This is a genomic window from Streptomyces sp. NPDC055962 (assembly GCF_042270185.1).
Classification (GTDB): Bacteria; Actinomycetota; Actinomycetes; order Streptomycetales; family Streptomycetaceae; genus Streptomyces.
Window position 1 is genome coordinate 336,981 of sequence record NZ_JBHJYN010000008.1, and the last position, 19,653, is coordinate 356,633.

Genomic DNA, 19,653 nt, shown 5'->3' on the forward strand with positions numbered 1-19,653 from the left:
AATTTCCTGTATGCGTGCACTTCTTGCAACCTCGATCGGCGTCACCTGCGCGACGGCACTCACCCTTCCGCTCGCCGCGCCGGCACCCGCCGCCCCTGTCCGGACCCCGGTCGCACAGGCGCCCGCCGCCCCCGCCGAACCCGCGGGCTCGACCCAGTCACTGCCGCTGCGACCGCTCACCGGCGCGGTCCCGCGGACCACCGGTGAACCCACCGAATCCCTCAACCCGGAGGCCGCGCGGGGACTGCTCCGGCGCGACGCCCACCGCTTCTCGCTCGTCGGAGTGGTCTGGGACGACGCCGACGCCGAGCTGCACGGCAACGTCCAGGTCCGTACCCGCGCGACCGGCACCACCAGGTGGTCCGGCTGGCAGTCCCTGGAGACCCACAACACCGACCACGCCGCCGACTCGGGCAGCCCCGAACGCGAATCGGGCACGGTGCGGGGCTCGACCGCCCCCCTCTGGGTCGGCGACTCGGACGGGGTCGAGGTGCGCGTCCGTTCCGAGAGCGCCGGACCGCGGAGCGGCGCCGCTGACGCCGCACCCCTCCCCGCCGGCCTGCGGGTCGAACTCGTCGACCCCGGCGACGACACGGAGGAGCCGCGCGCCGACGACACCGTCACCCCGTCGGCAGGCACCCCGTCAGCAGGCACCCCCTCGGCGGGCACCGCGACGCCCGCCACGGCCGCCCAGCCTGCCACTGCGGGTCAGCCGGCCACTGCGGGTCAGCCGGCCACGGCTGCCCAGCCCGGCGTGCTCCCCGCGTCGGTGGCCCTCTCCATGGCCGCGGCGGAGAGTTCCGCGGTCAACGCCGACCTCGCCCCGCTGGGGGCCACCGAGATCTCCGCCCTGAGCAAGGCCCAGTCGGAGGAGCAGGCGGTCGTCGGGGCGGGCGCCAAGCCGTTCGTCGGGCCGCGCCCGCGCATCGTCACCCGTAAGGGCTGGGGCGCCGACGAGAGCCTGCGGGAGCGCACCTTCGCGTACACCTCGACCGTGAAGGCCGCCTTCATCCACCACAGCGCCACCGGCAACAACTACACCTGCGCCCAGGCGCCGTCCGTCCTGCGCGGCATCTACCGGTACCACGTCAAGAGCAGCGGCTGGCGCGACATCGGCTACAACTTCGCCGTCGACAAGTGCGGGAACATCTACGAGGGACGCGCCGGCGGCGTGACCAAGGCGGTCCTCGGCGCCCACACCCTCGGTTTCAACACGAACAGCATGGGCATCGCGGTACTCGGGACGTACAGCTCGAAGAACCCGCCCGCCGCCGCCGTCACCGCGATCGCCAAGCTCACGGCCTGGAAGCTCGGTCTGTTCGGCCGCAACCCCAAGGGCAAGGTGACACTCGTCTCCGGCGGAAGCGGCAAGTACAAGAAGGGTGCCAAGGCCACACTCAACGTCATCTCCGGGCACCGCGACGGCTTCGCAACCGAATGCCCCGGAATCCGTCTCTACAAGAAGCTCGGCACGGCACGGACCAGTTCCGCGAAGCTGCAGGGCCGCTGACCGGAAGGCTCCGGACAGTCTGCATACACTGGCCAGCCGAAACGAGGCCCGGCCCCAGCAGGAAGCAGAGACGGTGCTGTGACAGAGGCAAGAGAAGCGATCCTCCTGGTCGGTGGCAAGGGCACCCGGCTGCGTCCGCTCACGGTGCACACCCCGAAGCCGATGGTCCCGGCGGCGGGTGTGCCCTTCCTCACGCACCAGCTGGCGCGTGCCAGGGCGGCCGGCGTGGAGCACATCGTGCTCGCGACGTCCTACCTGGCGGAGGTGTTCGAGCCGTACTTCGGTGACGGTTCGTCGCTCGGCCTCTCGATCGAGTACGTCACCGAGGACGAACCCCTCGGCACCGGCGGAGCCATCCGGAACGTGGCGTCGCGGCTGACCGGGGGCCCGGACGAGCCCGTCATCGTGTTCAACGGGGACATCCTCACCGGCCTCGACATCCGGGCCCTCGTCGCCGCGCACTCCACCTCCGGGGCGGACGTCTCCCTGCACCTGACCAGGGTGGAGGACCCGCGCGCCTTCGGCCTCGTGCCGACGGACCCCACCGGCAGGGTGACGGCCTTCCTGGAGAAGCCGCAGACCCCCGAGGAGATAGTCACCGACCAGATCAACGCGGGGGCGTACGTCTTCCGCCGGTCGGTCATCGACACGATCCCGGTGGGCCGGCCGGTCTCCGTGGAGCGCGAGACCTTCCCCGGGCTGCTGGACTCCGGCGCCCACCTCCAGGGCATGGTCGACTCCACCTACTGGCTGGACCTCGGCACCCCGCAGGCGTTCGTACGCGGCTCGGCCGACCTGGTCATGGGCCGCGCCCCCTCCCCGGCGGTCCCCGGCCGCTGCGGCGACCGGCTCGTCCTGCCCACCGCCTCCGTGGCCCCCGACGCCAAGCTCACCGGCGGCACGGTCATCGGGGAGGGCGCCCTGATCGGCGCGGGCGCCAGGATCACCGGCTCCACCGTGCTGGACGGCGCCGTCGTCGAACCCGGCGCGGTGGTGACCGACTCGCTGGTCGGGGCCGGCGCCCGGATCGGCAGCCGTACGGTCCTCACGGGGGCGGTGATCGGTGACGGCGCCCAGGTCGGCGCCGACAACGAACTGCGTGACGGGGTCCGCGTCTGGTGCGGCGCGGTCCTCCCGGACGCCTCGCTCCGCTTCTCGTCCGACCAGTGAACACTCCCCGTCGGCCGTACCCTCGACAGGTACCCCCGACGACCTAGGACCTCACCCGTGGCAGGACGCTTCGTACCCCGCACCACCGCCGTGCCCCGGCAGGAGCCGGAGCCAGGGCCCGGTGACGCGTCCGCCCCGCCGCTGACCAGGAGCTGGACGCCGGCTGGCCCGCTCGACCTGCGGCTGGTCCTGAGCCCGCTGCGGCGCGGCCCGGCGGACCCCGCCTACCGGGCCCTGCCCGACGGGACCTTCTGGCGTGCGACGCGCACCCCGGCCGGTCCCGGCACCCTGCGCGTCTCGGCCTCCCACGACGGCCGGATCGCCGCGGCGGCCTGGGGACCGGGCGCGCAGTGGCTCCTGGACGGGCTCCCGGCCCTGCTCGGCGCGCACGACACCCCGGAGGACTTCCGCCCGCGCCACCGGCTGCTCGCGCTGACGCAGCACCGCCGGCCGGGCCTGCGCCTGCTGCGCACCGGGCTGGTCATGGAGTCCCTGATCCCGTCGGTCCTGGAACAGAAGGTCACCACCGACGAGGCCTACCGCGCCTGGCGGCTGCTGCTCCGCACCTACGGCACCCCGGCCCCCGGCCCGGCCGGCACGACGTTCGGCACCCACGGCCTGTACGTCATGCCGGACGCGCGGACCTGGTCGCTGATCCCGTCCTGGGAGTGGCACCGCGCGGGCGTGGACGCCAAACGCTCCGCCACGATCCTGCGCGCCGTCCGGGTGGCGCGGCGGATGGAGGAGGCGGCCGCGATGGACCTCCCCGAGGCCATGGCCCGGCTGCAGCTGATCCCGGGCATCGGCCCCTGGACCGCGGCGGAGACCCTGCAGCGCTCGAACGGCGCGGCCGACGCGGTGACGGTCGGTGATCTCCATCTGCCGGGCATCGTCGGCCACGCGCTCGCGGACCACAGGGACGCCGACGACGAGGAGATGCTGGCCCTCCTCGCCCCGTACGAGGGGCAGCGCCACCGCGCGACGCGGCTGATCATGCTCTCCGGCCGCACCCCGGCCCGACGGGCTCCCAAGATGACGCCGCGCGACATCGCCCGGCTCTAGCCGGCCCCGCATCGGCGGCGCGGCGCCCGGCGCACCGCGACGAACGCAGCCCCGGGAACGCCCTGGCACACCGGCGCCTCAGCGCACCGTGACGAACGCCTCCACGTCCCGGGCCGCCCGCACGGGCGGTGTCCCCTTCGCGTGACCCACGGCCACCGCGCCCAGCGGGTCCCACGAGTCCGGCAGGTCCAGAACCTCACGCACCACGTCCCGGCAGAACATCGTCGAGGACACCCACGCAGAACCGAGCCGCTCACCGGCGAGCGCCACCAGGAAGTTCTGCACGCCCGCGCCGGCGGCGACCACGAACATCTCGCGTTCCGCGGTGTCCCGGCGCTCGTCCCCGTAGTGGTGCGACCCGTCCGCAACGAGGCACGGCACCGCCAGATACGGCGCGTTGCGCAGGACATCGCCCCGGCGCACCCGCTTCGCGACCGACTCCTCGCTGCGCCCGTCACGCCGCAGGTCCGCGATCCACGCGTCCCGCATGGCGTCCAGCAGCCGGTGACGCGATTCCTCCGACTCCAGCAGGACGAACCGCCAGGGCGTCGTGTGGTGGGGCGCCGGAGCCGTCACCGCCGCCGCCACCGCGCGTCGTACGGCCCCGGGGTCGACCGGCTCGTCGGTGAACTCACGCACCGTGCGCCGCAGGTTCAGCGCCTCCCGCACCGCCTCGGACGTCCCCAGCCGGAACATGTCGTCGGCCGCGACCCGCACCATCGCACGGGCACCCTCGTCGGGTGCGTCCGGGCCCGCGACGACGTGGGGCAGCCCGCGCACCACCGCCACCGGCAGCCCGGACGCCTTGCCCTTCACCAGATCGCCCGCCGAGGCCAGTTCGTCGGCCGTGGCCACGACGGTGGCGCTCAGCGGGTTGCCGTGTCCGTCGGTGCCGCCCCTGAGATCGTCGAGCACCCTGACGCCCGCCGCCCCGATCGCCACGTCCGTCAGGCCGTTCCGCCAGGGCCGGCCGAAGGTGTCCGTGACGACGACCCCGACCTCGACACCGAGCGCGTCCCGCAGGCCGTCCCGGATCAGCCGGGCCGAGGCGTCCGGGTCCTCGGGCAGCAGCAGTACCGTCCCGGCCGGGGTGTTCGAGGCGTCGACCCCTGCGGCGGCCATGACGAGGCCCTGCCGGTTCTCCACGATCCTGAGCGTCCCGCGCCTGGCGACCACCCGGACCGTCTCGGCGTCGATCGCCGCCTCCCGGTCCGTCGCCTCCACGATCCTGCCCTCGGCCTTGGAGACGATCTTCGAGGTGACGAGCAGGACGTCGCCGTCCACCAGGCCGGGCTCCGTCGTGGCGATCAGCTTCGCGAGGTCGTCCCCCTCCCGCACCTCGGGCATCCCGGGCAGCGCCCACACCCGGTACGAGGGCGTACCGTCCGCAGCTGCGCCGCTCATGCCCGTACCTCCTCGGCCAGCGCCAGGGCCTGCCGGGCCATCTCGGCGGTGGCGTCCACGTCCGTCATCATCAGCGGGACGGCGCGGCAGCGGATCCCGGCCGCCTCGACCTCGCCGACGGCTCCGGCGTCCACGCTGTCGACGAGCCAGCCGTCGAGCAGCCCCGAGCCGTAGTGCTGGGCGACGGCCGCGGCGGTGGACTCGACGCCCACGGCGGCCAGCACCTTGTCGGCCATGCCGCGCACGGGTGCGTCACCGACGATCGGGGAGAGCCCCACGACGGGGACCCCGGCCTCGGCGATCGCCTCCCGGATCCCGGGCACGGCGAGGATGGTGCCCACCGACACGACCGGGTTCGACGGGGGGAACAGGATGACGTCGGCCTCGGCGACGGCCTCCAGGACGCCCGGCGCGGGCTTCGCCTGGTCCGCGCCGACGGGCACGACGGCCTGCGCGGGTACGGAGGCGCGCATCTTCACCCAGTACTCCTGGAAGTGGACGGCCCGGCTCTCGCCGTCGACGTCCACCGCCACGTGCGTCTCGACGCGGTCGTCGGTCATCGGGATGAGCCGCACGCCCGGCTTCCACCGTGCGCAGAGCGCCTCGGTGACCGCGCTCAGGGGGTAGCCCGCGCCGAGCATCTGCGTACGGACGATGTGGGTCGCGAAGTCGCGGTCGCCGAGGCCGAACCACTCGGGTCCCACCCCGTACGCCGCGAGCTCGTCCTTGACGCGGAAACTCTCGTCGGTACGCCCCCAGCCCTGCTCCTCGTCGATGCCACCGCCCAGGGTGTACATCACGGTGTCGAGGTCGGGGCAGACCTTCAGCCCGAACAGATGGATGTCGTCGCCGGTGTTGCCGATCACCGTGATGTCCGCGTCGGGCGCGGCCTGTCTGAGGCCACGCAGGAAACGAGCACCACCGATACCGCCGGCCAGAACCACAATGCGCATGAAGAGCAGTCTGTCAGGCGGAGCCTGATCGTTGTGGGGGTGGTGGCGGGCGGCGGGTGGGACTGTCAGGCGGAGCCTGATCGATGTGGGGGTGGTGGGAGACGGGCGGGCAGGTGCCGGCCGCCCGCCCTGCGGGACACCGGGCGGCCCGTCAGGCGGGGACGGTGTCCTCGGACGCGGCGGCGCAGCGAGCCGCGTGCATCGGCATCTCGGTCAGGCCCGGGAAGTACACGTGGAGGCTGACGGCCGGCTCCAGGGCGTCGTTGACGACCTCGTGGACGTAGCCGGGGGCGAAGACGCGCTGCGCGCCGGAGCCCAGGGAGTGTGCCCCGCGCGCCGTGTGCTCGGTCAACTCCCCTTCCAGGACGGTGAGTACGCCGGAGGAGGGACCGTGGTCGTGGCGGCCGCTGCCCTGGCCGGGGACCCAGCTCAGCAGCCACACCTCGTAACCGGGGCCCTGCTGCAGCCGGTGGTACCAGCGGGTGGCCGTGTCGTACCGGACGAGCGGGGCCCACCGGTCACGGTCGGCCGCGATGGACCGGGCCAGGCCGGCGAACCCGGCCACGGTGGAGGGGTGGGGGCCGGCCGGGCGGAGGAGGTGCTGGACCTCGAGGATGTCGCCGGCGATCGAAAGGTCGCTGTCGCTGTTCATGGGTGCGGTGGTTCCTCGGCATGGGGAGGCGCGTGCGGGGGGTGTCGCGGAGACCGGAATGCGGTGAGGTGAAGCTGGATCAGAGCTGGAGCGCTACGGCTTCAACAGCTGTGACAGCTGGAACAGCAACAGCGGGCCTGGACAGCGGTACGGAACCCACGGACGTGGGTCGTGTACATCGCTGCGGTCGCTGGCATGCAGTCAAGGAGACCGGCTGGGTCTGTCTTCTGTCAACTCAATGACCGATTTGGCGGCAATGTTTCACCCCATCCGGTTGTGAGGGATGGAGAAAGGTTTTGGCACCCGCCGGAGAGGCAAGGTGGCGCAACAGCCGTGTCCTCGAACACGGCTGATGCGCCGTGACCCTCCTGTGATCCTGGTCGCTTCGGTGATCAAATCGAAACATCAGGGCGACCCCGCTCGTCTCACCCGGTGAGAAGCGCAGCGGATCGGCGCTGGTGGCATATGTCAGGTTTTTGGTGATTTGAACACTTTCCGCATACGCTTGGTTCCGCAGAGTGAATACCGAGGCCAATAGCAGATCCTCGCTTGACTGGCCCGAAGCTACACACTTGTAATTTCACTCGTGTCGTTCGGCCGCATCGATAACGGCCGCATCACGGGGACGCAAGAGACAGACGAGGGGCGCACATGACCGAGCTGTTCCAGCAACTGCTGGTCGAGGACGCGGACGAGGAACTCGGCTGGCAGGAGCGCGCACTGTGCGCCCAGACCGACCCCGAGTCCTTCTTTCCCGAGAAGGGCGGATCCACCCGCGAGGCCAAGAAGGTCTGCCTCGCCTGTGAAGTCCGTTCCGAATGCCTTGAGTACGCCCTCAACAACGACGAACGGTTCGGTATCTGGGGCGGCCTCTCGGAGCGTGAGCGCCGGCGCCTGAAGAAGGCCGCCATCTGACACGGCGCGCACAGCCGCAGGAACGCCGGTGGCCTGGGGGCCGCACCCCGCACGCGGGTGCGGCCCCCAGGCCATCGCCATGTCCGGCCATCTCCGGCATCTCCGGCCGTCCCGCGTTCCCGCCGGTCAACCGCTCGGCGCGGGGCGCACGGCCGTACCGTTAGTGTGGGGCCCCGTCCGAGAGACGCGCCAACGCCCCGCCGGGGCGCGCGTGTACACCGATGCAGCCCCCGGGGGGGACCCCCTCCGGACCCGGCCGGAGGGCCCGTACCCCGATGTCCGTGCACAGCCACTCGGCGGCGCCGAACGCGGCCGCCGCCGCCCCAGAGTTCCCCCGCCACGTCGTCACCGCCGTGCTCGTCTCGCACGACGGTGAGCGCTGGCTGCCCCGCGTGCTCGGCGGACTGCTCGGGCAGGAACGCCCCGTACAGAACGTCGTCGCCGCCGACACCGGCAGCGCCGACGACTCCGCCCGCCTGGTCACCGAGGCGCTCGGCGGCGAGCGCGTGCTCCACCTGGCGCGGCGTACGAGCTTTGGCACCGCCGTCGACGAGGCGACCCGCACGGCCGGCGTCCTCACCCCCGACGACCTGCCCTACCTGAAGCGCCCCAGCGGCTGGGACCCGGTCACCCGGAGCTGGCGCGACGACGCCTACGACCTCCCGGAGCTCCCGCACGGCGAACCCGTCCAGTGGCTCTGGCTCCTGCACGACGACAGCGCGCCCGAGCCGGACGCGCTCGCCGAGATGCTCCGCGTCGTCGACAACGACCCGCACGCCGCGATCGTCGGACCGAAGCTCCGTGGCTGGTACGACCGCAAGCAGCTCCTCGAGGTCGGCGTCTCCATCGCCAACAGCGGACGCCGCTGGACCGGGCTGGACCGCCGCGAGCAGGACCAGGGCCAGCACGACCAGGTCCGTACGGTGCTCTCCGTCTCCTCCGCCGGCATGCTCGTGCGCCGCGACGTCTGGGAGGAGCTCGGCGGCTTCGACCGCAGGCTCCCGCTGATGCGCGACGACGTCGACCTCTGCTGGCGCGCCCACATGGCCGGCCACCGGGTCCTCGTGGCCCCCGACGCCGTACTGCGGCACGCCGAGGCCTCGGCCAGGGAACGCCGCCCCATCGACTGCGCCGGGCGCTCCGTCTCCAGCCCGCACCGCGTCGACAAGGCGGGCGCCGTCTACACGATGCTGGTCAACGCCCGCGGCAAGCAGCTGCCGTGGGCCCTGCTCCGCCTCGTCGTCGGCACCCTGCTCCGTACCCTCGCCTACCTCGTCGGCAAGGTGCCGGGACAGGCTCTCGACGAGGTCGCCGGGCTCTTCGGCACCCTCCTGCGCCCCGGGCGCATCCTCGCCGCGCGGCGCGCCCGCGGACGGGGAGCGGTGGACGCGGCCGAACTGCGGTCCCTGTTCCCGCCGCCCGGCGCCACGGTCCGTGCCACCGTCGAACAGATCGCGGGCAACTTCGGCAACCGCACCGACTCCGACTCCGGCGGCTCACGGCACGGTGTGGTCGAGTCCGGCCCCGGCGGCGACGACGCCGACTTCCTGGAGATCGAGCAGTTCGCCCGGCTCAAGAAGGTCGGCCGCAAGCCCGGCCCCGTGCTCTTCCTGATCCTCCTCCTGGTCTCGCTCGTGGCCTGCCGGGGCCTGCTCGGCAGCGGCGCCCTCGCGGGTGGCGCACTGCTGCCCGCCCCGGCCGACGTCTCCGACCTCTGGGCGCGCTACGCCGACGGCTGGCATCCGGTCGGCACCGGCGGAACGCAGTCCGCACCGCCCTACCTCGCTCTGATCGCGGCCCTGTCGGCGCTCTTCCTCGGCTCCACGGGATTCGCCCTCACCCTGCTGCTCGTCTGCTCGGTCCCGCTCGCCGGGCTCACCGCGTACTTCGCCTCCCGGCCGCTGATCGAGTCCCGGCTCCTGCGTGCCTGGGCGAGCGTCGCGTACGCCTTCCTGCCCGCCGCGACCGGGGCGCTGGCCACCGGCCGGCTCGGTACCGCCGTACTGGCGGTCCTCCTCCCGCTGATCGCACGGGCGGCCGTCGCCGCGCACGGGCTGCGCGGCGACGGTTCCACCACCCGCGGCAGCTGGCGCGCCACCTGGGCGTACACCCTGCTGCTCACCTTCACGACGGCGTTCACCCCGATCGTCTGGCCGCTCGCGGTGGTCCTCGGCATCGGGGTGCTGGTGCTGCGGCGGAACGACATCGTGGCGTACGGCCTGCGCTTCCTGGCCATGGCCGGCACCCCGATGCTGGTCCTCGCGCCCTGGTCGCTCTCGCTGCTGGCCGGCCCGTCCGGATTCCTGAAGGAGGCCGGGCTCGACATCGGTACGGGCACCGCGTCCGCCCTCGACCTGCTCGGCATCAGCCCCGGCGGCCCCAAGGCCGCGGGCGGCGTCCTGCTGCTGGGCATCGTGCTTGCCGCGCTGGCCGCCCTGATGCGCGGGGAGCGGCAGTTCGCGATCCGCACCGCCTGGGCCGTCGTGCTCGTCGCCCTGGTCTTCGCCGCTCTCTCGAACGGCTCCACCTGGGCCGGTCCGGCCACCCTCGTCTACGGCATCGCCCTGCTCGCCGCCGCCCTGCTCGGCGCGGACGGCGCCCGGGTCCGCGTCGCCGCGCTGAGCTTCGGCTGGCGCCAGCCGGCCGCCGCACTGATCGCCCTGGCGGCCGGGCTCGCCCCGGTCCTCGCCGCGGTGGGCTGGATGATCGGAGGCGCGGCCGGTCCGGTGGAACGCCGCGACCCCGTGCAGGTGCCCGCCTTCGTCGCGGAGGAGAGCACCACGCGCGACCAGGCACGCACCCTGGTGCTCGGGGGCTCGTCGACGGACACCGTCTCCTACAGCCTGGTCCGCGGTTCGGGTGCCCGGCTCGGCGACGGCGAGCTCACCGAGGCGGGCGGCAGCAACACCCACCTCGACAAGGTCGTCGCCAACCTGGTCGCGGGCTCCGGAGCGGACCAGGGGAGCCAGCTCAGCGGCTTCGCCGTCCGCTACGTCCTCGTACGGGACGGGGCGCCGCGGCAGATGAGCCGGGTGCTGGACTCGACGCCCGGCCTGAGCCGGCTCAGCCAGCTGGACGGCAGTGCCCTGTGGCGCGTCGACCGCCAGGTCTCCAGGCTCGCGATCGTCCCCGCCGGCGCGGACAGCGAGCCCGTGCCCGTCGGTTCGCTGTCCGTCGAGGCGCACTCCACGATTCCCGAAGGTGACTCCGGCCGTGTGCTGCGGATCGCCGACGCGGCCGATCCGGGCTGGCAGGCCACCCTGAACGGCCGGGCCCTCACCCCGAAGACCGTGGACGGCTGGGCCCAGGGCTTCGAGCTGCCCACCGAGGGCGGCAGGCTCGACCTCACGTACGACGCCCCCTTCACGCACACCGTCTGGGTCTGGACGCAGGTGGCGCTCGGCGTCGTCCTGGTGGTCATGGCTCTGCCGGGCCGCCGCCGGGAGGTCGACGACGACCTGCCCGAGGAGACCGAGACCGTCCCCGCCGAGCCGGTCGCCGGGGAGGGACGCCGGGCCCGCAGGCTGCGCGCGGCCGCCCAGGCGGAAGCGGCGGCGGGCGACGACGCCGTCGGTGCGGCGGCGTACACGGAGGACGGTGGGGAGCCCGGATACGGCGAGTCCGCTCCGGGCATGCCGGAGCAGGTCCCGGACGAGTACATCCCGGCGCAGCAGAACGCCGATCCGTACGCGGCGGTTCCGGACCAGGACGGCACGGGCACGTACGCGGCGGTTCCGGACCAGGACGGCACGGGCACGTACGCGGCGGTACCCGCGGACCAGGACGGCACGGGCACGTACGCGGCTGTACCCGCGGACCAGGACGGGACCGGCACGTACGCGGCCGTGCCGCAGCAGGGGTACGGGGAGTGGGACGCCCAGCAGTACCAGGGCGCCGACTACAGCCAGTACCAGGGCGGGCAGGACGCCGGCCAGTACTACCAGGCCGACCCCTACCAGCAGGATCCGTACCAGCAGCAGGGTGCCTACGACCCGTACGGCTACGCCCAGCAGCAGCCGTACGCCCCGGGGACGGGTGAGTCCGTCCCGTACGACGGGCCTGACGGGTCTGAGGGGCACGACGGGCACGACGGGCACGACCGGCACGACCGGCACGACCGGCACGACCAGAACACAGCCCCGGGCCACGGCCCCTGGCAGACCGGCAACGGCAACGCATCGCGAGGCGAGTCCGAGTGAAGTCCACCTCCCTGTCCCTGATCGCGGGCGTCGTCGCCCTCGCCGCCGTCACCGGTTTCGCCGCGCTCACCGCGCCGGGCGACGAGGGCACGGCGGAGGCCGGGTCCGCCGCCCGGCTGCCCGTCGAGCGCTCCAGCCTGCTGTGCCCGGCGCCGAGCATGTCCGACCTGGCGGAGACGACGTACTCCTCCTTCACCCCGGCAGGGGAGGACGGCGGTGAGGCCGGTGCCGCCGAGCTGGAGCCGGCCGATCCCCTTCCGGCGGACGAGGACGCCCCGGCCGACAAGGACGCGGCCGACAAGGACGCGGACAAGAAGAAGGCCGCCGCGAGCAAGCCCGTCATCTCCCTGAAGGACCTCGGCAAGCCGGGCACCGCCGAGACCGCCAAGTCCGACGCCCCCGCCCTGGTCGGCACCGCGACCGGGAAGTTCGCCCCCGGCTGGACCGCGCAGCAGACCACCACGACCGCCGCGGGCGGCGCCCGCGGCCTGCTGGGCGTCAGCTGCACCGCCCCGGACACGGACTTCTGGTTCCCGGGAGCGAGCACCGGGGCGAGCCGCCAGGACTACGTCCACCTGACGAACCCCGACGACACCGCCGCCGTCGCCGACATCGAGCTGTACGGAGCGGACGGGCCCCTCAAGTCCGACGTGGGGGAGGGCATCACCGTCCCGGCGAGGTCGAGCGTCCCGATGCTGATCTCGACCCTCACGAGCGAGGCCGCCGAGAACGTGACCGTCCACGTCACCACCAGGACCGGACGTGTCGGCGCGGTCGTGAGCGCGGCCGAGGACGAGGTGGGCAGCGACTGGCTGACCGCCTCCGCCGACCCCGCGGGCACCCAGGTCCTGCCGGGCATCCCCGCCGACGCCACCTCCGTGCGCCTGGTGGCCTTCGCGCCGGGGGAGGACGACGCCGATGTGAAGATCCAGCTCCTCGGCAAGAACGCGGCGTTCTCACCGGCGGGGAACGCCACCCTGCACATCAAGTCGCGGATGACCGCGAGCGTCGACCTCAAGGACGTCACGCGGGGGGAGCCCGGCTCGCTCCGGCTGTCCCCGGCCGACGGCAGCACGACCCCGGTGGTCGCCGCGCTGCGCGTGGTGCGCGGCACCGGCGCCAAGCAGGAGATCGCCTTCATCCCGGCGACCGGGGCGGTGGGCGAGCGGGCGAGCGTCGCCGACAACCGTGCGAAGGGCTCGGTGCTCTCCCTGACGGCCCCGGGAGCCACGGCCAAGGTCAAGGTCACGGCCTCCGCGGGCAGCGAGGGCGGTGAGGCGACCGTCAAGACGTACACGGTCAAGGGCGGTACGACGCTGGAGGTGACCCCCGAAGCACCGGCCGGCCTCAAGGGCGGCTACGCCCTGACCGTGGAGACGGAGTCCGGCGGCCCGGTCCACGCGGCCCGCACGCTCACGATCCCGGAGGGCGGCGTCGACATGTTCACCGTGCAGACGCTGCCGGACGACGGGGGCACGGTCGAGGTGCCCGCGGCGGAGCAGGACCTGTCGGTCCTGGACGACTGAGGCGTGTGCTGCGGGCGGGCTTCAGTCCTGCCCGTAGCGCGGGTCGACCGATTCGGGCGAGAGGCCCAGCAGTTCGGCGACCTGCTCCACGACGACCTCGTGCACCAGCAGGGCGCGCTCGTCGCGGCTCTTGGTGCGGATCTCCACGGGGCGGCGGTAGACGACGATCTGCGCGGGCCGGCCCTTCGCGGCGGACACCGCGCGCCCCAGCGGCACGGTGTCCTCGAGCGAACCGGGCACGTCGAGGACCTGGAAGTCGACATCGGTCAGCTGCGGCCAACGCCGCTCCAGCCGCTCCACCGAATCCTGCACCAGGTCCCGGAAACTCTCGGCCCTGCTGACGGAGAGCGGTACCTGGGGCGGCGCGACCGGTCCGCGCATGCCACGGCCGTGGCGGTCGCGGCGGCGGGGCCGCGGCTCGGACGGCTGGGGCGGTACGGAACTGTCCATCACCGACGCAGCGTAACCCTCCCCGGGCGGGGCGCGATCACTCCTTCCCGGGCGGGCCCGGTGGATGTCCCGAGATGAACATTCCGGCCACGGTTGCGTGCGGTTCTGGTCCTTGCTCCGATCGCGGCCCCTCCGTCGTACGACCGCTCCTGTTCCCCCGGCGAACCGGACCGGTCCCGCGCGCAGCAGTTGCCGCGCAGGTGGGACAGGTTGCTCCGGAGCCGCGCGCGGCCCTGTCCACAGGGCGACACGAGGGGGTGAGCTGAGGGAGAGTCGTCGCAGCCCGCTCAAGAGTGCGGTACCGTCCAACATCGTGAGCCCTGTACGTCGCTGTTCGCGAACCGCGTGCGGCCGTCCCGCCGTCGCGACACTGACGTACGTCTATGCCGACTCGACCGCGGTCCTCGGCCCGCTCGCCACCTATGCCGAGCCCCACTGCTACGACCTCTGTGCCGAGCACGGCGAGCGGCTCACCGCGCCGCGCGGCTGGGAAGTGGTCCGGCTCTCCGACCCATCGGCCCCCACCCGCCCCAGTGGTGACGACCTCGAAGCGCTCGCCAACGCCGTCCGCGAGGCGGCCCGGCCCCAGGACAGGCAGCAGGGCGGCAGGGGGCCGCGAGCGGCCGACCCGGTCGAGGTCGCGCGCCGGGGGCATCTCCGGGTGCTGCGCTCCCCGGACTCCTGACGCCTCTCCGGCTCCTCTCCGGCTCGATTCCCGCCCCTTCCGGCTTCTCCCGATTCGTTCGGGCTCCTTCGGGCTCCTTCGGGTCCGGGCCTTCCGGCACGCTCTCCGGTTCCCCCGGCCCCGTTTCCGGACCCCTGGTACACCTCCCGCCCCATGAGTCCCGTCCGTCACGTCTGAGGCCGCACGAAGTTTTCCGGTACGGAGCATTGACGCCGACTTGGCGCGGACACGACCATTCCCCCACCCGTGAGAGATCGCTTCCGCATCACGGAATCCGGGGAGGTCTGTGTGTTTGTCCAGCAACTCGAACCCGTAGCCGATTCGCTCGGTCTGTCCGCTCTTGTCGCTTCCTTGCCGCTGGTGACCGTCCTGGTCCTGCTCGGTGCCGTACGCATGAAGGCCCACCGCGCCGGGCTCATCGGTCTCGCCGTCGCCGTGCTCGTCGGATGGCTGGCGTTCGGCATGCCCGTGGGGCAGACCCTGTCCGCAGGGGCGCAGGGCGTCCTCTTCGGGCTCTTCCCCATCATGTGGATCGTCGTCAACGCCCTCTGGGTGTACCGGATGACCGTCCGCACCCAGCACTTCGACATCCTGCGGCGCTCCTTCGGCAGGGTCTCCGACGACCCCCGCATCCAGGCCCTCGTCATCGCCTTCTGCTTCGGCGCGCTCCTGGAGGCGCTGGCCGGGTTCGGCGCGCCCGTCGCGATCTGCTCGGTCATGCTCGTCGCGCTCGGCTTCGACCCGGTGAAGGCCGCCGTCGTGTCCCTGGTCGCCAACACCGCCCCCGTCGCCTTCGGTGCCATGGGGACACCCGTGGTGACGCTGGCCCAGGTCACCGGCCTTCCGCTGGACGACGTCGCGACGGTCGTCGGGCGGCAGACACCCCTGCTCGCGCTCGTCGTCCCGCTGATCCTGGTCTTCCTGGTCGACGGAAGGCGCGGACTGCGCGAGACCTGGGTGCCGGCGTTCGTCTGCGGAGTGGCCTTCGCCGTCGCGCAGTTCGCCGCGTCCAACTTCGTGTCGGCCCAACTCGCCGACATCGCGGCGGCTCTGGTGGGCGCGGCCGCGCTGATCGCCGTACCCGGAGCGCGCAGGCCCGCCGACGAACCCGTACGCGCCGCCGTGCTGACGGGCGCGCGCAGCGAGGACCTGGACCAGGAGGACCCGCGCCGGGAGGTGCTGCGGGCCTACGCCCCGTACGCACTGATCGTCGCGGTGTTCTCCCTCGCCCAGATCCCTCCGGTCAAGGAGCTGCTGGCCGAGGCGACGCGTGTCTTCGACTGGCCGTTCCTCGACGTCGCGGGACCCGACGGCGAACCGGTGGGCGCCAACGTGTTCACCCTCCCGCTCCTCGGCACGGGCGGCACCCTCGTCCTGCTCGCCGGACTGGTCACCGCCGCCGTGCTCGGCGTACGGGCCGGCGCCGCGGCGCGGGAGTGGGCGGCCACCGTGCACGAACTGCGGTACGCGATCCTCACGGTGACGTCCGTGCTCGCCCTCGCCTACGTCATGAACCTCTCCGGACAGGCGGCCACCATCGGTCAGTCCGTCGCCGCGGCCGGTGCCGGACTCGCCTTCCTCTCTCCGGTGCTCGGCTGGTTCGGCGTCGCCGTCTCCGGCTCCGACACCTCGGCCAACGCCCTCTTCGGCGCGCTCCAGGTGTCCGCCGCACGGGAGTCGGGTCTCTCGCCGGAGCTCCTCGCCGCCGCCAACAGCTCCGGGGGAGTGCTCGGCAAGATGATCTCCCCGCAGAACCTGACCATCGCCTGCGCGGCCGTCGGCCTCGCCGGACGGGAGGGCGACCTGCTGCGCAAGGTCCTGCCCTGGAGCCTCGGCCTGCTGCTGGTGATGTGCCTGATCGTGATGGCGCAGAGCACGGCGGTGCTGGGCTGGATGCTCCCCTGAACCGGGGCCCGGGGCCGCCGGGTAGTTTGGGCGGTCCGCAGAGACCCCCCAGGAGGACCGGCCGTGGTTGCTGACCTGTCGCAGCTCGTGAAGGCGTACGACGTGCGCGGAGTCGTGCCCGACCAGTGGGACGAGGGCCTCGCCGAACTGTTCGGCGCCGCCTTCGTCCGGGTCACCGACGCGGACGCGATCGTGATCGGCCACGACATGAGGCCGTCCTCCCCCGGGCTGGCCGCCGCCTTCGCCCGCGGCGCCACTGCCCTCGGCGCCGACGTGACCCTCATCGGGCTCTGCTCGACGGACCAGCTCTACTACGCGTCCGGGGCGCTGGACCTGCCCGGAGCGATGTTCACGGCCTCGCACAACCCGGCGCGGTACAACGGCATCAAGCTGTGCCGTGCCGGGGCCGCGCCGGTGGGCCAGGACACCGGACTGACCGAGATCCGCACGCTGGTCGAGCAGTGGTCGGAGAGCGGCATGCCCGCCGCGGCCGCCGTCACCCCGGGCACGGTCACCGAGCGCGACACCCTCTCCGACTACGCCGCGCACCTGCTGGGCCTCGTCGCCCTGGAGGGAATCCGGCCGCTCAAGGTCGTCGTGGACGCCGGCAACGGCATGGGCGGCCACACCGTCCCGACCGTCTTCGCGGGGCTCCCCCTCGACCTCGTACCCATGTACTTCGAGCTCGACGGTACGTTCCCCAACCACGAGGCCAACCCCCTCGACCCGAAGAACATCCTCGACCTCCGCGCCCGCGTCCTCGCGGAGGGCGCCGACCTCGGTCTGGCCTTCGACGGCGACGCCGACCGCTGCTTCGTCGTCGACGAGCGCGGCGAAGGCGTCTCCCCGTCCGCGATCACGGCCCTGGTCGCCGCCCGCGAGCTGGCCCGCAACGGCGGCGAGGGCACCGTCATCCACAACCTGATCACCTCGTGGTCGGTCCCCGAGGTCGTCCGGGAGAACGGCGGGACCCCCGTCCGTACCCGCGTCGGCCACTCCTTCATCAAGGCCGAGATGGCCGAGCACGGCGCGATCTTCGGTGGCGAGCACTCCGCGCACTACTACTTCCGTGACTTCTGGAACGCCGACACGGGCATGCTCGCCGCCCTGCACGTCCTGGCAGCACTCGGAAGCCAGGAGGGCCCGCTCTCCGGCCTCCTCGACAGCTACGACCGCTACACCGGCTCCGGCGAGATCAACTCCACCGTCGACGACCAGGCGGGCCGGCTGAAGGCGATCAGGGCGGCGTACGAAGGCCGCGAGGGCGTCGGGTTCGACGAGCTCGACGGGCTCACGGTGACCGGTGCCGACTGGTGGTTCAACCTCCGCGCCTCCAACACCGAGCCGCTGCTGCGCCTGAACGTCGAGGCACGCGACGGGCGGACGATGGCAGCCGTACGCGACGAGGTCCTCGCCCTCGTCCGGGCGTGACCGGTAGGCATCGGGGCAGACGCACCGTGGGCACGCCGGACACGGGGTGCCCATGAGCCGGGAGGCGCCGCACGAGCCGTGAGGCGCCGGCCGAGAGAGCCGTGAGGTGACGATGCCGACCGTGACTCCTGAACCGACCGTGGTCCGTGGGGTACCCGTTCCGCGTGTCGACCGTGGGCCGTGCGCCCGTGCCGGCCGCGGTCCATGGGGTGCCGATGGGCCCCCGACCGCTCCTCCCGGGCACGCCGCCGACGCATGCCCTGACGGGGGAGGCCCGCCGGGCCGCGACGCTCCCGGCCCGGCGGTAGGCTGACCACGCCCGAAGCTCCGCCGGCCCCGACCCGGGCCGACCGGTTCCGCACCGCATGTCTGAAGGGACCCACCCCATGCCGCTCGAAGCCGGCCTCCTGGAGATCCTCGCCTGCCCGGCCTGCCACGCCGGGCTCGACGACCGCTCCGCGGCCGAGAGCCCCGAGCTGGTCTGCACCGGCACGGACTGCGGTCTCGCCTATCCGGTCCGCGACGACATCCCCGTGCTCCTCGTCGACGAGGCCCGCCGCCCCGCGTAACCCGCACCCTGATCAGCACGGTGATTCGGAGGCCACACCACATGCTCGACGAGTCGCTGCTCGACGCACCGGAAGCCCTGGCACGAGCCGACCGGCGAGGTCTGCTCCGCGGTGCCGCCGAGGCCGGAGCCCGCGTCCGCACCGCCGCCCGGCACGCCGCCGAGGCGGGCATCGGCACACTGGCGCCCGAGGGCCGGCCCCGCGCCGTCCTCGTCGCGGGCCCCGGCACCGCCGCCACAGGAGTCGCCGACCTGATCGGCGCCCTCGCCGGAGCCTCGGCGCCCGTCACGGCGATCCGGCCCACCGGGGTCGCGGCAGCCGCCGGTGCGCTGCGCTGGACCCTGCCGGGCTGGGCCGGGTCGGTCGACCTGCTGCTCATCGCCACGGCCGACGGATCGGAACCCGGCCTCGCCCTGCTCGCCGAGCAGGCGTACCGCCGCGGCTGCACGGTCGTCGCCGTCGCCCCCGTCCGGTCCCCGCTGCGCGAAGCGGTCGACGGGGTCCACGGGCTCGTCGTGCCGATGGCGGCCGCCCCGCACGGGGAGTACGACGCCGAGACCTCGGCGGCGGGCCCCGGCACGCTCTGGGCCCTCCTCACCCCGCTGCTCGCCCTGCTGGACCGGGTCGGACTGATCGACGCGCCCCCGGAGACCCTCCAGAAGGTCGCCGACCGCCTCGACCGCACAGCCGAGCGCTGCGGTCCGGCCATCGCCACGTACAGCAACCCGGCCAAGACCCTCGCCTCGGAGCTCGCCGACAGCCTCCCCCTCGTCTGGACGGAGGGCGAGGCCGCCGGCCCGGTCGGGCGCCGCTTCGCCGCCGTCCTGGCCGAGCTCGCCGGACGCCCGGCGCTCGTCGCCGAGCTGCCGCAGGCGCTGCCCTCCCACGGGGGCCTGCTCGCCGGAGCCTTCGCCGCGGGGGGCGACCCCGACGACTTCTTCCGCGACCGGGTCGACGAGCCCGAGGCGATGCGGGCCCGGGTCGTACTCCTCCGCGACCGGCCCGCCGGCGGTCTGACCGCGAGCCCGGCCGCCCGCGAGCTGGCCCTGAGCCACGACACGGCCATCAGCGAACTGGAACCGGAGGAGGGCAGCGAACTCGAAGCCCTCGCCGAGCTCCTCGCGGTCACCGACTTCGCCGCCGTCTACGCCTCCCTGGCCTCCGACAACCGGGCCTGACGGCCCTCACTCCCCGGGCACCCACGCCCCCGCGCATCCACGAG

The 19,653-nt window shown here is 73.3% G+C and carries 15 protein-coding genes; 11 read left to right on the forward strand and 4 right to left on the reverse strand.

Features of this window, described 5'->3' with window-relative positions:
* Window positions 1-10: 10 nt before the first annotated feature.
* The 3 genes from ACFC51_RS23970 to ACFC51_RS23980 all read left to right on the forward strand — a co-directional run bounded on the left by ACFC51_RS23970 (window position 11) and on the right by ACFC51_RS23980 (window position 3,742).
* Window positions 11-1,510 (forward strand): peptidoglycan recognition protein, encoded by a 1,500-nt coding sequence (locus ACFC51_RS23970; RefSeq protein WP_376379361.1) that lies wholly within the window; start codon window positions 11-13, stop codon window positions 1,508-1,510.
* Between the two features lie 78 nt (window positions 1,511-1,588).
* Entirely contained in the window at window positions 1,589-2,680 is a 1,092-nt protein-coding gene (locus tag ACFC51_RS23975) for a sugar phosphate nucleotidyltransferase (RefSeq protein WP_376379364.1), read from the forward strand.
* Between the two features lie 57 nt (window positions 2,681-2,737).
* Window positions 2,738-3,742, forward strand: a complete 1,005-nt coding sequence (locus ACFC51_RS23980) for a DNA-3-methyladenine glycosylase family protein (protein ID WP_376379367.1) — start codon at window positions 2,738-2,740, stop codon at window positions 3,740-3,742.
* 78 nt (window positions 3,743-3,820) lie between these two features.
* Here ACFC51_RS23980 and ACFC51_RS23985 read toward each other — a convergent pair whose 3' ends face one another.
* From ACFC51_RS23985 to ACFC51_RS23995, 3 genes are all read right to left on the reverse strand, one after another.
* A complete protein-coding gene (locus tag ACFC51_RS23985) occupies window positions 3,821-5,146 on the reverse strand; it encodes a coenzyme F420-0:L-glutamate ligase (RefSeq protein ID WP_376379370.1) in 1,326 nt (441 codons plus the stop codon).
* A complete protein-coding gene (gene cofD, locus ACFC51_RS23990) occupies window positions 5,143-6,099 on the reverse strand; it encodes a 2-phospho-L-lactate transferase (RefSeq protein ID WP_376379373.1) in 957 nt (318 codons plus the stop codon). Before cofD ends, ACFC51_RS23985 begins: the two co-directional genes overlap by 4 nt.
* A 151-nt stretch (window positions 6,100-6,250) precedes the next feature.
* Entirely contained in the window at window positions 6,251-6,751 is a 501-nt protein-coding gene (locus tag ACFC51_RS23995; RefSeq protein WP_376379375.1) for a cysteine dioxygenase family protein, read from the reverse strand.
* Between the two features lie 651 nt (window positions 6,752-7,402).
* Between ACFC51_RS23995 and ACFC51_RS24000 the strand changes: the two genes are divergently transcribed.
* The 3 genes from ACFC51_RS24000 to ACFC51_RS24010 all read left to right on the forward strand — a co-directional run bounded on the left by ACFC51_RS24000 (window position 7,403) and on the right by ACFC51_RS24010 (window position 13,391).
* Window positions 7,403-7,666, forward strand: coding sequence for a WhiB family transcriptional regulator (locus ACFC51_RS24000; protein WP_031093859.1), 264 nt, complete (start codon window positions 7,403-7,405; stop codon window positions 7,664-7,666).
* A gap of 275 nt (window positions 7,667-7,941) precedes the next feature.
* A complete protein-coding gene (locus tag ACFC51_RS24005; RefSeq protein WP_376530682.1) occupies window positions 7,942-11,865 on the forward strand; it encodes a glycosyltransferase in 3,924 nt (1,307 codons plus the stop codon).
* A complete protein-coding gene (locus ACFC51_RS24010) occupies window positions 11,862-13,391 on the forward strand; it encodes a DUF5719 family protein (RefSeq protein WP_376379767.1) in 1,530 nt (509 codons plus the stop codon). The genes ACFC51_RS24005 and ACFC51_RS24010 overlap by 4 nt, the downstream gene beginning before the upstream one ends.
* A gap of 21 nt (window positions 13,392-13,412) precedes the next feature.
* Here the strand turns inward: ACFC51_RS24010 and ACFC51_RS24015 are convergent, their stop codons facing one another.
* On the reverse strand, window positions 13,413-13,841 hold the full coding sequence (locus ACFC51_RS24015; protein WP_376379764.1) for a metallopeptidase family protein: 429 nt from the start codon (window positions 13,839-13,841) through the stop codon (window positions 13,413-13,415).
* A 313-nt stretch (window positions 13,842-14,154) separates the two neighbouring features.
* Between ACFC51_RS24015 and ACFC51_RS24020 the strand changes: the two genes are divergently transcribed.
* From ACFC51_RS24020 to ACFC51_RS24040, 5 genes are all read left to right on the forward strand, one after another.
* The gene (locus tag ACFC51_RS24020) at window positions 14,155-14,526 is read left to right on the forward strand and encodes a DUF3499 domain-containing protein (protein WP_053929176.1); all 372 of its coding nucleotides are present in this window, start codon (window positions 14,155-14,157) and stop codon (window positions 14,524-14,526) included.
* 288 nt (window positions 14,527-14,814) lie between these two features.
* On the forward strand, window positions 14,815-16,431 hold the full coding sequence (locus ACFC51_RS24025; RefSeq protein ID WP_376379762.1) for an L-lactate permease: 1,617 nt from the start codon (window positions 14,815-14,817) through the stop codon (window positions 16,429-16,431).
* Between the two features lie 63 nt (window positions 16,432-16,494).
* A complete protein-coding gene (locus ACFC51_RS24030; RefSeq protein WP_376379759.1) occupies window positions 16,495-17,862 on the forward strand; it encodes a phosphomannomutase/phosphoglucomutase in 1,368 nt (455 codons plus the stop codon).
* Window positions 17,863-18,248: 386 nt separating this feature from the next.
* Window positions 18,249-18,431 (forward strand): Trm112 family protein, encoded by a 183-nt coding sequence (locus ACFC51_RS24035; protein WP_376379757.1) that lies wholly within the window; start codon window positions 18,249-18,251, stop codon window positions 18,429-18,431.
* Window positions 18,432-18,472: 41 nt separating this feature from the next.
* Window positions 18,473-19,609 carry an SIS domain-containing protein gene (locus ACFC51_RS24040; RefSeq protein ID WP_376530684.1) on the forward strand — a complete coding sequence of 379 codons (1,137 nt, stop codon included), beginning with the start codon at window positions 18,473-18,475 and terminating at the stop codon, window positions 19,607-19,609.
* The last annotated feature ends 44 nt before the right edge of the window (window positions 19,610-19,653 follow it).

What these genes read in the sequence shown, in the direction of transcription:
- ACFC51_RS23970 (WP_376379361.1), top strand. Translation starts at nt 11, where the DNA reads ATGCGTGCACTTCTTGCAACCTCGATCGGCGTCACCTGCGCGACGGCA.
- ACFC51_RS23985 (WP_376379370.1), bottom strand. Translation starts at nt 5,146, where the DNA reads ATGAGCGGCGCAGCTGCGGACGGTACGCCCTCGTACCGGGTGTGGGCG.
- cofD (WP_376379373.1), bottom strand. Translation starts at nt 6,099, where the DNA reads ATGCGCATTGTGGTTCTGGCCGGCGGTATCGGTGGTGCTCGTTTCCTG.
- ACFC51_RS23995 (WP_376379375.1), bottom strand. Translation starts at nt 6,751, where the DNA reads ATGAACAGCGACAGCGACCTTTCGATCGCCGGCGACATCCTCGAGGTC.
- ACFC51_RS24000 (WP_031093859.1), top strand. Translation starts at nt 7,403, where the DNA reads ATGACCGAGCTGTTCCAGCAACTGCTGGTCGAGGACGCGGACGAGGAA.
- ACFC51_RS24005 (WP_376530682.1), top strand. Translation starts at nt 7,942, where the DNA reads ATGTCCGTGCACAGCCACTCGGCGGCGCCGAACGCGGCCGCCGCCGCC.
- ACFC51_RS24015 (WP_376379764.1), bottom strand. Translation starts at nt 13,841, where the DNA reads ATGGACAGTTCCGTACCGCCCCAGCCGTCCGAGCCGCGGCCCCGCCGC.
- ACFC51_RS24035 (WP_376379757.1), top strand. Translation starts at nt 18,249, where the DNA reads ATGCCGCTCGAAGCCGGCCTCCTGGAGATCCTCGCCTGCCCGGCCTGC.
- ACFC51_RS24040 (WP_376530684.1), top strand. Translation starts at nt 18,473, where the DNA reads ATGCTCGACGAGTCGCTGCTCGACGCACCGGAAGCCCTGGCACGAGCC.